Raw genomic sequence first — 13,363 nt, 5'->3', positions numbered from 1 at the left:
TACAGTGCCCGTTATGGCGGTGCATCTCACCAAGATCTACACGCGCGTGGGCGACGACGGCACGACCGGTCTCGGCGACTTCTCGCGCGTTCCCAAGACCTCACCCCGCATCGAGGCCTACGCCGACGTGGACGAGACGAACGCGGCCCTCGGCGTGGCCCTGGCGCTGGGTCAGCTGGCTCCTGACGTGCACGAGGTCGTGCGCAAGGTGCAGAACGACCTCTTCGACGTCGGAGCGGACCTGTGCACGCCGATCGTGCCCGACCCGGAGTACCCGCCGCTGCGGGTCACCCAGGCGTACGTGGACCGCCTGGAGGGCTACTGCGACACGTTCAACGAGAACCTAGGCAAGCTCGACTCGTTCATCCTCAACGGCGGCACCCCCGGCGCGGCCCTGCTGCACCAGGCCCGCACCATCGCCCGCCGCGCGGAACGCCGGGCGTGGGCGCTGGTCGAGGCCGAGCGGGAGCAGACCAACGTGCTGACGGCGAAGTACCTGAACCGGCTGTCGGACCTGCTGTTCATCCTGGCGCGGGTGGCGAACCCGGACGGTGACGTGCTCTGGCAGCCCGGCGGCAACGCCTGATCGAGAAACACGAGAAGGGCGCCTCCCGTTGCGGGAGGCGCCCTTCTCACGTTCGTCAACTGGCCCAGGGAATGGACCGGCCCGGAGGCGCTGACTCCAACCAAGACAGGAATCCTGTCAGCGCGTCCGGGCCCATCGCGATCTCGACCTCACCGGCGGCGGACCGGCACCGCAGCACCGTCGCCCCCACCGGCATCGCGTACGCCTCGGGGCCCGTGGGCTCCCGCCGCGCATCGATCTCGAGGCCGTCTCTGGAGATCATCTGGTCGGGGCCTGACCCGAGCGAGAGCACCCGGAACCAGGCGAACTTGTCGCCCCGGTAGTGCCCCACTCCCAGGTGCCAGCCCCGGCCACGGTCGTCGAACCGGCTGCGCAGGGCGACGTGCACACCGCCCTCGCGCAGCAGCCGGACCCGGCGCCACGCGAGGCACACGATGACGACGGCCACCCCGAGAAGGATCAACCCGGCAATCTCGGTGATCCCCACGACTGAGCCCTCGCGCCCGGTCTCAGGCCGACTGTTCCACGGCCCGCACGCGCGCTGCCGCACGTGCGCGCTCGGCGTCGTCCGCGTCCTGCAGCGCCGACCGCGCCGCGTTCACGTCGATCTCGCCCGCGAGCTCGGCGTCTTCGGCGAGGATCGACACGCCGGTGCCGGTCACGGACAGGAAGCCCCCGTGCACGGCGGCGGTGACCAGTGCACCGTCCGTCGTGCGGATCCGCACCACACCACCCTCGACCAGCTGACCGAGAACGGGCTCGTGACCGGGCAGGATGCCGATCTCGCCCTCGGTCGTCTGCGCCGAAACGGAAGTGGCCGTACCGGACCACAGGCGGCGTTCAACGGCGACCAGTTCAACGGTCATCTCGGCCACGCGCATCTCCCTCGTCGTCTGGAGTCGAACTGAGTCTAAACGGTCGCCTGACAGCCTCGCCGGGCCGCCCGGTGTAGCGGGGTCCGAGGACCGCCGCAGAGCCGCACAGGTGCCACCCGGTGCGAGCGCGAGTTGTTGTGCCTGCACGGGATCCAGCACCCGCACCACCGGCAGCACCACCGCGGCCACCGGCGGCGAGATCCGCGCCGGCATCACCGCACGCCGGGCACGACCGCTTCCGCCCGCACCCCGACGGCGGCCACCCCGGCCGCCCCCAGCGCCGCGACCACGGCGAACACGTAGAACCCCCACGGGTGCGCCAGACCGGCCGTCAGCAGCGCCCCACCGAGCAGCGGCCCGCTGATCGCCCCGAGCCGCCCGATGCCCGCGGCCCACCCGATGCCGGTGGCCCGGTTCTCCTCGTAGACCCGCCCCGCGTAGGCGTACACGAGCACCTGCGCGCTGAACACGAAGCACCCGGCCAGCAACACGGCCACGTACACGCCGATCCCCGGCAACCTGATGCTCAGCAACGCCAGGAACACCACGGCCCCGGCGAACCAGCCGATCGCCGCCGGCCGGACACCGACCCTGTCCGCGACCGCGCCCGCGATCAGAAGTCCCACCACCGCACCGATGTTGAGCGTCAGCAGCAACGCGAGCGCGGTCCCCAGCTCGTAGCCCGCACTGCGCATGATCTGCGGCAGCCACGTGTTCAGCCCGTAGACCAGCAGCAGCCCCATGAACGACGCCACCCAGAACGCCACGGTCGCCTTGCGCAGCCCCGGCTTGAACAACGACCCGACCGCCTCACCGGCCGGCGCCTTCCGCACGACCGTCTCCGGCAGGTACCGGAGCATCAGCGGGATCAGCACCAGCGCCGGCACCGCACCGGCGACGAACAGCGCCTGCCACCCGAGCCGCGGGATGAGCAGGATGCCCAGCAACGCCGTGATGACCGCACCCACGTGGTACCCGGTCATGATGAGCGTGGTGGCCCGTCCACCCTGCTGCGGCCGTGCCTCGTTCACCAGCGCGATGGCCGTGGGCAGACACCCGCCGAGCCCCAGCCCGGCGAGGAAGCGGAAGACGCCGAACGTGGTGGCGTCCTGCGCCAGCGCGCAGGCGAGGGTGAACACGGAGAACCCGGCGACGGCGTAGATCATCACCTTCCGCCGCCCGATGACGTCGGTGACGGTCCCGATGACGAGCGCGCCGAGCATCATCCCGACGAGACCGGCCGTGGACACCGCACTGGCCGACGCCGTCGTGAGCACCTGCTCCTGCAACAGGGTCGGGATCACCGTGCCGAGCACGACGAGGTCAAAGCCGTCGAGCAGGACCGCCGTCCAGCACAACGGCAACACCCATTTGTTCACGCGCTCTCTCCTCGCTGAGGGGCCCTGGTGATGCCGAGCATCGTGCGGCCCGGGACCCGCAGGCGGGAGAGCTGTTTCCGGTGAACGGAAATGTCATGTCGTCCGAAAAGGCGAAGGGCCGTCCCTCCACAAAGGAGGAACGGCCCTTCGTCACGTCAGCCTGCCTCAGTTGCCGGCGAGCTTCTTCGCGTTGGCCTCGACGTCGTCCAACCCGCCACAGGAGAAGAACGCCTGCTCCGGGTAGTGGTCGAACTCGCCCTTGCACACGCGGTCGAACGCCTCGATCGTGTCCTTGATCGGCACGAAGGAGCCGGGCTGACCGGTGAACTTCTCGGCCACGATGAAGTTCTGGCCGAGGAAGCGCTCGAGACGACGCGCGCGACCGACGAGGACCTTGTCCTCCTCGGAGAGCTCGTCCATGCCGAGGATGGCGATGATGTCCTGCAGCTCCTTGTACTTCTGCAGGATTCGCTTCACCTCCTGGGCGACCCGGTAGTGCTCCTCGCCGACGATCGACGGCTCGAGGATTCGAGACGACGACGACAGCGGGTCGACGGCCGGGTAGATGCCCTTCTGGGAGATCGGACGGGAAAGCTCCGTCGTCGCGTCCAGGTGGGCGAAGGTGGTCGCCGGGGCGGGGTCGGTGTAGTCGTCCGCGGGCACGTAGATGGCCTGCAGCGAGGTGATCGACTTACCGCGCGTCGAGGTGATGCGCTCCTGGAGCTCACCCATCTCGTCGGCCAGCGTCGGCTGGTAACCCACGGCGGAAGGCATGCGGCCCAGCAGGGTCGACACCTCGGAACCGGCCTGGGTGAAGCGGAAGATGTTGTCGATGAAGAGCAGCACGTCCTGGTTCTGCACGTCGCGGAAGTACTCCGCCATCGTGAGAGCGGACAGCGCGACGCGCATGCGCGTGCCGGGCGGCTCGTCCATCTGACCGAACACCAGGGCGGTGTCGCCGAGAACCCCCATCTCCTCCATCTCGAGGAGGAGGTCGGTGCCCTCACGGGTGCGCTCACCGACGCCGGCGAACACCGACGTGCCGGAGAACTCACGCGCGATACGCGTGATCATCTCCTGGATGAGCACGGTCTTGCCGACACCCGCGCCGCCGAACAGGCCGATCTTGCCACCCTTGACGTACGGGGTGAGCAGGTCGATGACCTTGATGCCGGTCTCGAGGATCTCGGTCTTGCCCTCGAGCTGGTCGAAGGCGGGCGCCTTGCGGTGGATGCCCCACTGCTCGCCGTCGCGGCCGAGGCCGGGCTGGTCGAGGCAGTCACCGAGGGCGTTGAAGACGTGGCCCTTGACGACGTCGCCGACGGGCACCGAGATCGCGGCACCGGTGTCGGTCACGGTCGTACCGCGGACGAGACCGTCGGTCGGCTGCATCGAGATGCAGCGGACCAGGTTGTCGCCCAGGTGCTGCGCGACCTCGAGGGTCAGCGTCTTGGCGACCGCCTCGAAGGTGATCTCGGCGTGGCAGGCGTTGAACAGCTCGGGCACGGCGTCGCGCGGGAACTCCACGTCGACGACCGCACCGATCACCCGGACCACACGGCCGGTGCGGGTGGTGGTGGCAGTAACACTCATGTCAGTCATCACTTCCTGCGCCACCGGTAAGCGCGGAGGCGCCACCGACGATCTCGCTGATCTCCTGGGTGATCTGGGCCTGACGGGCCGAGTTCGCCGCCCGGCTGAGGTTCCGGACGAGCTCCGTCGCGTTGTCCGTCGCGGCCTTCATGGCCGTGCGGCGTGCCGCAGACTCCGATGCCGCCGCTTCCAGCAAGGCGGAGAACAGCCGGGTCTTCACGTACTTGGGCAGCATCGCACCGAGCAGCGCTTCCGCACTGGGCTCGAAGTCGTACACCGCACGCGGCCCCTTGGGGGTCTCGCCGGTGTACTCGACGTCCATCGGCGCGATCCGCCTGGCGGTGGGCGTCTGGCTCAGCATGGACTTGAACTCGGTGTACACGACGTGGATCTCGTCCACGCCCTGCGCACCGTTCTCCGTGCCCTCCAGGAACGCCTCCACCAGCGCGTTGCCCGCCTCGACGGCATTGACGTAGTGCGGAGTCTGGGAGAACCCGCTCCACGAGGCGGTGACCTCGCGGCGGCGGAAGTTGTAGTACCCGATCGCCTTGCGGCCGGTCGCGTACAGCACCGGCTCCTTGCCCTCGGACTTGAGCAGCTCGATCAGCTGCTCAGCGGCCTTCAGCACGTTGGCGTTGTAGCCACCGCACATGCCCTTGTCGCTGGTGACGACGAGGACGGCAGCGCGCTTCGGGTTCTTGCGTTCCGTCAGCAGCGGGTGGTCGAGGTTCGCCGAGGCCTCGGCCAACGCGGAGAGCACGTTCGTGATCTCGTCCGCGTAGGGGCGCGAGGCCGCGACCCTGGTCTGCGCCTTGGCGAGGCGAGACGTGGCGATGAGCTCGTAGGCCTTCGTGATCTTCTTGGTCGAGTTGACCGTTCGGATCCGCTGGCGGAGCTCCCGAATCTGTGCGCCCATGGCTCAGATCACTTCTTGGTCGGCTCGGGCTTGTTGACCTTCACCGACTCCTGCGCGACCTTGTCGGCGTCCATGGCCTTCTCGGGCGCCTCGTTGACGATGGTCGTGCCGTCGGAAGCGGTGAACTGCTTCTTGAACTCCGCCACGGCGTCGGCAACGCGCTTCTGCGAGTCCTCGGGGAACTTCTTGGTCTCGATGATGCTGCTGAGCAGGTCCGCGTGGTTGCGGCGCAGCGAGTCCTTGAAGTCCGCGACGAAGCGGCGGATGTCGGCGACGGGCACGTCGTCCAGGTGGCCCTTGGTCGCGGCGAAGATCTCGACGACCTGCTCCTCGACGGGGACCGGGGAGTACTGGCCCTGCTTGAGCAGCTCGACCAGACGGGCACCGCGGTCCAGCTGGGCGCGCGACGCGGCGTCGAGGTCGGACGCGAACGCGGAGAAGGCCTCCAGCTCGCGGAACTGCGACAGGTCGAGGCGCAGCGAGCCCGCGACGTCCTTCATCGCCTTGATCTGCGCGGCACCACCGACGCGGGAGACGGAGATACCCACGTTGACGGCCGGGCGGACACCGGCGTTGAACAGGTCGGACTCGAGGAAGCACTGACCGTCGGTGATCGAGATGACGTTGGTCGGGATGTACGCCGACACGTCGTTCGCCTTGGTCTCGATGATCGGGAGACCCGTCATCGAGCCGCCACCGAGCTCGTCCGAGAGCTTCGCGCAACGCTCGAGGAGGCGCGAGTGCAAGTAGAAGACGTCGCCGGGGTAGGCCTCGCGGCCCGGCGGGCGGCGCAGCAGCAGCGAGATGGCGCGGTACGCCTCGGCCTGCTTGGTCAGGTCGTCGAAGATGATCAGGACGTGCTTGCCCTGGTACATCCAGTGCTGGCCGATGGAGGAACCGGTGTACGGCGCCAGCCACTTGAAGCCGGCCGAGTCAGAAGCGGGGGCGGCGACGATCGTCGTGTACTCGAGTGCGCCCGCCTCCTCCAGCGCGGTCTTGACGCCCGCGATGGTGGAGCCCTTCTGGCCGATGGCGACGTACACGCAGCGGACCTGCTGCTTGGGGTCGCCCGACTCCCAGGCCTTCTTCTGGTTGATGATCGTGTCGATGCAGACCGCGGTCTTGCCGGTCTTGCGGTCACCGATGATCAGCTGGCGCTGGCCGCGGCCGATCGGGGTCATCGCGTCGATGGCCTTGATGCCGGTCTGCATCGGCTCGGACACCGGCTGGCGCTCCAGCACGGAGGCCGCCTGCAGCTCCAGGGCGCGGGTGTCGTCGGCGACGATGTCACCGAGGCCGTCGATCGGCTGGCCCAGCGGGTTGACGACGCGACCGAGGAAGCCGTCGCCGACCGGCACGGACAGGACCTTGCCCGTCCGGCGGACCTCCTGGCCCTCTTCGATCTTGTCGAAGTCACCGAGGATGACCGCACCGATGTTGCGGACCTCGAGGTTCAGTGCGACGCCGAGGACGCCGCCGGGGAACTCGAGCAGCTCGTTGGTCATCGTGCCCGGAAGGCCCTCGACGATGGCGATGCCGTCGTAGGTCTCGGAGACGACACCAACCTCTTCCCGGCTGACCTCCGGGGAGTAGCTCGAGACGTACTTCTCGATCGCACTGCGGATCTCGTCCGACGAGATCGTCAGCTCCGCCATGTCGTTCCTGCTCTCACTTCTTCGTTCTTGGGAAAGGGCTCAGGGGCTAGCTGGCGAGATTGCGGCGCAGTGCCGCCAACCGGCCGGCGACGCTTCCGTCGATGACCTCGTCGCCGATCTTGATCTGGAGACCGCCGCCCAGCGAGGGGTCGACCTCCACGTGCAGCGCGATCGGGCGCGAGTAGATCGTGGTCAGCGTCGCGGTCAAGCGGTCGACCTGTGCCGCGGTCAGCTCCACGGCGGACCGCACGTGGGCCACGGAACGCTGACGGCGCTTGGCCGCCAGGTCGGCGAGCTCGGCGAGCCCGTCCGCCACGCGCACCCCGCGCGGGTTGCGGACCAGCTGGTCCACCAGCGTCTTGGTGACGGAGCCGACCTTGCCCTCGATCAGGGAGCCGACCAGTGCGACCTTGGTGTCGGCGGTACCCGCGGGGTCCGCCAGCAGGAGCTCGAGCTCGTGCGAACCCGCCACGATGCGGCCGAGCCGGAACAGCTCGTCCTCCACCGAGTCGAGCTGGCCGTCACCCTCCGCACGCACGAGCAGTGCGGTGCGGGCGAGCGACTCGACGCCCTCGACGAGCTCGCGCGGGCTGGACCAGCGCGCGGTCACGACGGCGGCGAGCACCTGCAGCGTCCCGTCGCCCACCTTGCCCGCGAACAGGCCGCGGACGAACTGCTCACGGCCACCGGGCTCGGACGAGGCGTCGGCGAGCGCGCGGCGCAACGCCGGCTGCTCGACCAGCAGGCCGAGCACGGCGAAGAGCTCCTCGCCCAGCTTGGCCTGCTCCTGGGAGGACGCAGCGTCGGCGAGCTCCAGCAGCCGCAGTTCCGCGGCTGCCAGAGCTTCACGACTTGCGGCATGCAACGTCATCGGCTGCCTCTACTTGCCCGCGGGCGCCGCGACGGCGTCCAGCTCGTTGAGGAAGCGGTCGACGGTGCCGCGGCGGCGGGTCTCGTCCTCGAGGGACTCGCCCACGACCTTGCTCGCCAGCTCGACGGCGGTGCGGCCGAGGTCGGCGCGCAGCTCGGCGACGATCTGGGCGCGCTGCGCGTCCAGCTGGTGCTGGCCCTGCGCCACGATGCGGGCGGACTCGGCCTGCGCCTGCTCACGCAGCTCCTCGACGATCTGCAGGCCCTCGGCCCTGGCGTCGTCGCGGATGCGAGCGGCCTCGGCGCGAGCCTCGGCCAGCTGCTCCTTGTACTGCTCGAGCATCTGCTGAGCCTTGGCCTGCGCCTGCTCCGCCTTCTCGATGCCACCCTCGATCTTGGCCGTCCGCTCCGCGTACAGCGCCTCGAAGCGCGGCGACACGAACTTCTTGATGACGAAGAGGAGGAGCAGGAAGGCGACGAGCCCGAGGATGATCTCCGCGGTGTGCGGAAGGACCGGGTTGACCTTCGCAGGGTCCTCCGCGGCCAAGATCAAAGCGTGGAACACGGCGTCTCCTAACGCGTCGAAGGGTTAGGTCAGGCGCCGGCGGTCGCGATGAAGTACACGACGAAGCCGATCAGCGCGAGGACCTCGACGATGGCGAAGGTGGTCCACGCGAGGCTGAGCAGCACGCCGCGGGCCTCGGGCTGGCGGGCGGTGCCGCTGATGACCGAGGAGAAGATCAGACCGACGCCGATGCCGGGGCCGATGGCGGCGAGGCCGTAACCGATGGCCGCAAGACCCGGGTTGATGTTTCCGTCGAAGGCCTGGGCGATCTGGAGAGCGCTCACTGTTGCTGTTCCCTTTCCAACTCGGTCCGCGAGTGTTCGCGGATCGGAGGCTTTGTGCTGTTTCTCAGTGCTCTTCTGCCAGCGCCATGCCGATGTAGCTGGCAGACAGCAGCGCGAAGATGTAGGCCTGCAGGCACATGATCAGTGCCTCCAGGAAGGTCAGCGCGATGGCGAAGGCGAAGGACACCGGCGCCACGATGACGGTCAGCCCGCCATTGAGCAGCAGGAACTCACCGGCCAGGGTGAACACCAGCAGCAGGAGGTGACCCGCGAACATGGCCGCGAAAACTCGGATCGCCAGCGTGAGCGGGTTCAGGATGAACTTCTGGAAGAACTCGATCGGGATCAGCAGCGGCAGCACGAACCACGGCGCGCCCGGCGGAATCGTCTGGTGCTTCAAGTAACCCACGAAGCCGTGCCGCTTGAACCCGACGAAGTGGTACACCGGGTAAACGACGAGCAACGAAACGGCGAGCGGGAAACCGATGTGCGACATCGTCGGGAACTGGATGATCGGGATGAGCCCGAACAGGTTGTTCACCAGGACGAAGGTGAAGATCGTGAGGATCAGCGGGATGAAGGGCTTGAAGTCCTTCGCGCCGATCTGCTCCCTGGCGATGTTGTTGCGCCCGAAGTCGTAAACCGACTCGGCGGCGAACTGGAACTTGCCGGGAACGAGCTTCATGTTGCGCGTCGCGGCGACGAAGAACACGCCGATGATCACGATCGACAGCACCAGCAGGACCATCGGCTTCGTGACCGAGCCGAAGATCGGCGGGAGGAAGAAGTCCTTCACACCGGGAGCGACGAACTCGCCCCCCGAAGCCAGCAACTTGGTCACTGTGTTCCTTCCGGTTCTCCCGGCCGGCGTTCACTCCGCCGGGGGAATCGTCACGATCTGGACTTAACGTACCTTACGGTTCGCAAGCGACTACCAGAGGCACCCCTGCGATCGGGTGTCCCTGGCCTGCGCGGACCATATCAGCAGGTCTAGGCGCCTTCGGAGGCGGGGACCACCATCTGGCTGCGGCTGCGCTTGGACGCCCTGGCCTCCAGGTACGACGTCACCAGGACCGTCGCCACCAGGGTGATTCCGAGTGCCTTGGGTTCGAGCCAGTCCTGGTTGCGCAGCAGGATGACCGCGAGCAGCAGCACCATCAGCTTGCCCGTGAATCCGCCGAGTGCGGCGACCATCACGAACATCGGATCGAGCGCGGCGGTCTTGCGCATCAACAACAACGTCGCGAGGCTCGAGAGGATGGCGATCGCGCCGCCGATCAACGACCCGTAGAGACCCGCGGTCCCCCAGATCACAGTTGACACGACGACGCCGAGGAGAAAGGTGCCGAGCGCGGCCCAGGCGGCCGCGCGGAACATTTCCCCGGCGAGCCGCTGGACGACCAACTCGTGCGTGACGGCCTTGTCCGCGTCGCTCATGTCCCGAAGTGTAGGAACCCGCTTTTCAGCACGTGCAGGCAGCCCCCTCGACAATCCCTCAGGACTTGCGGGCCTCGCGCAGCCGGGGAATGACGGAGACCACGAACGTCACCACCAGCCCGATGACGAAGCAGGTCGCCACGATGACCGGGTCGAAGAGCGTCAAAGCTACGGCCCCAAACGCGAGCACGCCCGCCCACAAATAGATGAGCAGCACCGCGCGCCGTTGTGAGTGACCGATCTCCAGCAACCGGTGGTGCAGGTGCATCTTGTCCGGGGAGAACGGGCTCTCGCCCCGTCGCGTGCGCCGGATGATGGCCATCAGCAGGTCGAGCACCGGCACGAACAGCACGGCCGCGACGACGATCAGCGGCGACAGCAGACCGAGCAGGTCGGCGGCGCTGCGGGTGGACGGGTTGATCTTGCCGGAGGCGCTGGTGGTCGCGGCGGCGAGCATGAGGCCGATGAGCATCGAGCCGGAGTCGCCCATGAAGATGCGCGCGGGGTTGAAGTTGTGCGGCAGGAACCCCAGGCACGCCCCGGCCAGCACGGCGGCGATCAGCGCCGGCGGGTAGGCCTCCACGGCCCCTTCGCGCTCGACGAGGATGCCGACCGAGAACACGCACGTGGCGGCGGCCGCGATGAGCCCGATGCCGGCGGCGAGCCCGTCCAGGCCGTCGACGAAGTTCATCGCGTTGATCATCGTGACGGTGAGCAGCACGGTGAGCAGCGCGCCCTGGTTCTGGTCCAGCGACACCGTGGCCCCGAGCCCCGGCACCCACGCGAGCATCCACTGCAGGCCGAAGAGCACGAGGATGCCCGCGGCCGTGACCTGACCGGCGAGCTTGGTCAGCGAGTCGAGCTCGAACCGGTCGTCGATCGCACCCACGAGCACGATGACACCACCCGCGACGATGACACCCCACGGGTCGTTGGAGAAGTCGAACGCCGCCCGAAGCACCGGCAGCTGGTGCGCGAGGAACATGCCACCGAGCACACCGCCGTAGATGGCGACGCCACCCATGCGCGGCATCGGCTGCACGTGCACATCGCGCTTACGCGGATACGCCACCGCACCAACCCGGAACGCAAGCGCGCGCACCAGGCCGACGAGCAAGAACGTCACGATGGCAGCCGTCAACGCGACGAGCAGGTACTCGCGCACCGGCAATACGAACGAGGATGCGGGCCCCACGGGCCTACCAATCAGGTCGGGGTCTTCTTCGGGGGTCTTCTTCGGGGTGGCCGCCACGGTACCCGCGGCGCCATGATCAATTCTGTCAGCCGCCGCTCAGCGCGCGACTTCGACCTCGACGCCGAGCACCTCGTCGACGTCGGCCTTGGAGACCGCGCCCTCGCGCAGGATCACCGCGTCGGGCCCCGTGAGGTCGATGATGGTGGAGGCGATGTTCTCCCCGCTCAACCCACCGTCGAGGAAGACCGGCACCGAGTCCCCGAACTGGTCCCGCGCCTCCTGCGCACTGGACGCCGGCGCGTACCCGGACTTGTTGGCACTGGACACCGCCATCGGCCCGACGTCCCGCAACAGCTCCAACGCCACCGGGTGCAACGGCATCCGCAACATGACCGTCCCCCGCGCCTGCCCCAGGTCCCACGCCAAGCTCGGCGCGTGCGGCAACACGATGCTCAGCCCACCCGGCCAGAACGCCTCGATGAGCGCCCGCGCCTGCCGCGGCACGCTCAGCACCAGCCCGTCGATCGTCGTCCACGACCCGACCAGCACCGGCACCGGCATGTCCGGCCCCCGCCCCTTGGCCTGCAAGAGCCCCCGGACCGCCTCCGCGTCGAAGGCGTCACACCCGATCCCGTAGACGGTGTCGGTCGGCATGACGACCAGCCGCCCGCTCCGCACCGCGCCGGCGGCAGCGGCAAGCCCCGCCGCGCGGTTGTCAGGTTCGCTGCAGTCGTAGACCGTGCTCACCCGGCTGAGCCTAGCCAGGTGAGCCACCCCGCCGCCGGACCCCCTCCACCGACCACCGACAGTGGCACCGCGCATTTCTCGCTTTATGCCACCGAAGCTGCGCTGCTGTTCTCACTTGAAGCACTCATACCGGCTTTGACCAGGCACGGTTTTGCCCCAAACGGGTGTAAGTAGTTCAACTCATCCACCGAATGGTGGCACCGCTGTATGGTCATTGACCGACCACAGAGCGCAATCGGGGAGGGTCGAGCTCCTGTGTCAGAACCACTCAGCACCAGCGGCGCCGTCGGCACGAGCATTGCCGCACAAGCCGCAGCCACCGCCTCCTGGGGCGCCGTTCTCGGCGGTGGACTCGCGGCGGTGGTGGCGGCCAGCAAGGCGGTCGCGGTCGCCGTCGAGACCCAGCAGCTCTCCGTCGACCCGCACCTGGTCGACGCGATGATCAAGAAGCTGACCGAGATGCGGGACGAGCTCGGCAAGATCCAGCGCAAGCGCGAGGCTCTCCAGCTCAAGATCAAAATCGGCGACGGGTACGCCACGCGCATTGCCGATGCCAGCACGAAGTTCGGGTCAGCAGCGGTCAAGCAGATCGACGACCTCGACCGCGCCATCGAGTCATTGAAGACGCAGATCGAGAAGAGCCGGGCGTCGTACGAAAATGTCGACCGAGCAGGCTCCGACTCGTTCAAGAAGATCAACGGGAAGTCATGAAGCGCATCCTCGTCGCCACCCTGATCGGCCTTTCCGCAGTCGCGTGCACCGGCAGTCCCGCCACCACGGGTACACCCACGCCGACCCCGACGTCAGACGGAAGCAGCACGTCCACCAACAACACCGACTCCGCGTCCGACCTGAAGTCGGTCAAACCGTGTGACCTCTTCACGGCTTCGGAAGCAGCGACCTTCGGACTGAAGCTCCCTGGCGAGGCGGGCAAGCTCGGCTCTTCCACGACCTGCGACTGGGTCATCAGCGGCAATGGCGGCGTTCAGGCCATCGTCAACCCCAGCGAGGGCGTGAAGGACCTGAACCTCCAGAACGGCAAGCTTTCGGAAACCAAGATCGGCAAGTACCAGGCCTCGAAGCTGGAAGCCCGCGACGGCGCGAAGTCGGTCTGCGACATCGCGATCTCCGTGAGTGAGTCCTCGTCGGTCGTGGTCATCGCCAACTTGAACGCCTCAGACACCGACACCGCAGCAGCTTGCGAACGAGCGACGAAGGCTGCCGAAGTGATCGCACCGAAGCTGCCGTAACGAAGCTCGAG

16 protein-coding genes are annotated in these 13,363 nt (G+C 67.9%); 3 read left to right on the top strand and 13 right to left on the bottom strand.

Annotated features, from left to right (window positions below; all coding sequences use genetic code 11):
• Positions 1 to 13: 13 nt before the first annotated feature.
• Positions 14 to 586, top strand: coding sequence for a cob(I)yrinic acid a,c-diamide adenosyltransferase (locus ACZ7CD_RS24475; protein WP_360395550.1), 573 nt, complete (start codon positions 14 to 16; stop codon positions 584 to 586).
• 55 nt (positions 587 to 641) lie between these two features.
• Here the strand turns inward: ACZ7CD_RS24475 and ACZ7CD_RS24470 are convergent, their stop codons facing one another.
• The 13 genes from ACZ7CD_RS24470 to ACZ7CD_RS24410 form a co-directional block, all read right to left on the bottom strand.
• On the bottom strand, positions 642 to 1,073 hold the full coding sequence (locus ACZ7CD_RS24470) for a DUF2550 domain-containing protein (RefSeq protein ID WP_360395548.1): 432 nt from the start codon (positions 1,071 to 1,073) through the stop codon (positions 642 to 644).
• Between the two features lie 22 nt (positions 1,074 to 1,095).
• Positions 1,096 to 1,461, bottom strand: coding sequence for a F0F1 ATP synthase subunit epsilon (locus tag ACZ7CD_RS24465; RefSeq protein WP_360395547.1), 366 nt, complete (start codon positions 1,459 to 1,461; stop codon positions 1,096 to 1,098).
• Between the two features lie 212 nt (positions 1,462 to 1,673).
• Entirely contained in the window at positions 1,674 to 2,840 is a 1,167-nt protein-coding gene (locus tag ACZ7CD_RS24460) for an MFS transporter (RefSeq protein ID WP_470379736.1), read from the bottom strand.
• 165 nt (positions 2,841 to 3,005) lie between these two features.
• Positions 3,006 to 4,442 (bottom strand): F0F1 ATP synthase subunit beta, encoded by a 1,437-nt coding sequence (gene atpD, locus ACZ7CD_RS24455; protein ID WP_090095970.1) that lies wholly within the window; start codon positions 4,440 to 4,442, stop codon positions 3,006 to 3,008.
• Positions 4,435 to 5,349 (bottom strand): F0F1 ATP synthase subunit gamma, encoded by a 915-nt coding sequence (locus ACZ7CD_RS24450; protein WP_360395542.1) that lies wholly within the window; start codon positions 5,347 to 5,349, stop codon positions 4,435 to 4,437. Before ACZ7CD_RS24450 ends, atpD begins: the two co-directional genes overlap by 8 nt.
• A gap of 8 nt (positions 5,350 to 5,357) precedes the next feature.
• The gene (gene atpA, locus ACZ7CD_RS24445) at positions 5,358 to 7,004 is read right to left on the bottom strand and encodes a F0F1 ATP synthase subunit alpha (protein ID WP_360395541.1); all 1,647 of its coding nucleotides are present in this window, start codon (positions 7,002 to 7,004) and stop codon (positions 5,358 to 5,360) included.
• A gap of 46 nt (positions 7,005 to 7,050) precedes the next feature.
• Positions 7,051 to 7,875 (bottom strand): F0F1 ATP synthase subunit delta, encoded by an 825-nt coding sequence (locus tag ACZ7CD_RS24440; RefSeq protein ID WP_360395539.1) that lies wholly within the window; start codon positions 7,873 to 7,875, stop codon positions 7,051 to 7,053.
• A gap of 9 nt (positions 7,876 to 7,884) precedes the next feature.
• The gene (locus tag ACZ7CD_RS24435) at positions 7,885 to 8,427 is read right to left on the bottom strand and encodes a F0F1 ATP synthase subunit B (RefSeq protein WP_360395675.1); all 543 of its coding nucleotides are present in this window, start codon (positions 8,425 to 8,427) and stop codon (positions 7,885 to 7,887) included.
• 41 nt (positions 8,428 to 8,468) lie between these two features.
• The gene (locus ACZ7CD_RS24430; RefSeq protein WP_470379735.1) at positions 8,469 to 8,723 is read right to left on the bottom strand and encodes an ATP synthase subunit c family protein; all 255 of its coding nucleotides are present in this window, start codon (positions 8,721 to 8,723) and stop codon (positions 8,469 to 8,471) included.
• Positions 8,724 to 8,787: 64 nt separating this feature from the next.
• Positions 8,788 to 9,564 (bottom strand): F0F1 ATP synthase subunit A, encoded by a 777-nt coding sequence (gene atpB, locus ACZ7CD_RS24425; RefSeq protein WP_360395535.1) that lies wholly within the window; start codon positions 9,562 to 9,564, stop codon positions 8,788 to 8,790.
• Positions 9,565 to 9,713: 149 nt separating this feature from the next.
• Positions 9,714 to 10,160: a hypothetical protein gene (locus ACZ7CD_RS24420; protein ID WP_360395533.1), complete on the bottom strand. Its 447-nt coding sequence runs from the start codon at positions 10,158 to 10,160 to the stop codon at positions 9,714 to 9,716.
• Positions 10,161 to 10,218: 58 nt separating this feature from the next.
• Entirely contained in the window at positions 10,219 to 11,355 is a 1,137-nt protein-coding gene (locus ACZ7CD_RS24415; RefSeq protein ID WP_360395531.1) for a glycosyltransferase family 4 protein, read from the bottom strand.
• Positions 11,356 to 11,451: 96 nt separating this feature from the next.
• Positions 11,452 to 12,102 (bottom strand): L-threonylcarbamoyladenylate synthase, encoded by a 651-nt coding sequence (locus ACZ7CD_RS24410; protein ID WP_360395529.1) that lies wholly within the window; start codon positions 12,100 to 12,102, stop codon positions 11,452 to 11,454.
• Between the two features lie 255 nt (positions 12,103 to 12,357).
• Between ACZ7CD_RS24410 and ACZ7CD_RS24405 the strand changes: the two genes are divergently transcribed.
• On the top strand, positions 12,358 to 12,813 hold the full coding sequence (locus ACZ7CD_RS24405) for a hypothetical protein (protein WP_470379734.1): 456 nt from the start codon (positions 12,358 to 12,360) through the stop codon (positions 12,811 to 12,813).
• Positions 12,810 to 13,352, top strand: a complete 543-nt coding sequence (locus ACZ7CD_RS24400; protein WP_470379733.1) for a DUF3558 family protein — start codon at positions 12,810 to 12,812, stop codon at positions 13,350 to 13,352. Before ACZ7CD_RS24405 ends, ACZ7CD_RS24400 begins: the two co-directional genes overlap by 4 nt.
• Positions 13,353 to 13,363: the final 11 nt, after the last annotated feature.

This window comes from Lentzea sp. NPDC036949 (assembly GCF_055608075.1).
Note: the sequence above shows the minus strand (reverse complement) of the source record. Positions and strands in the feature narration are given on the sequence as shown.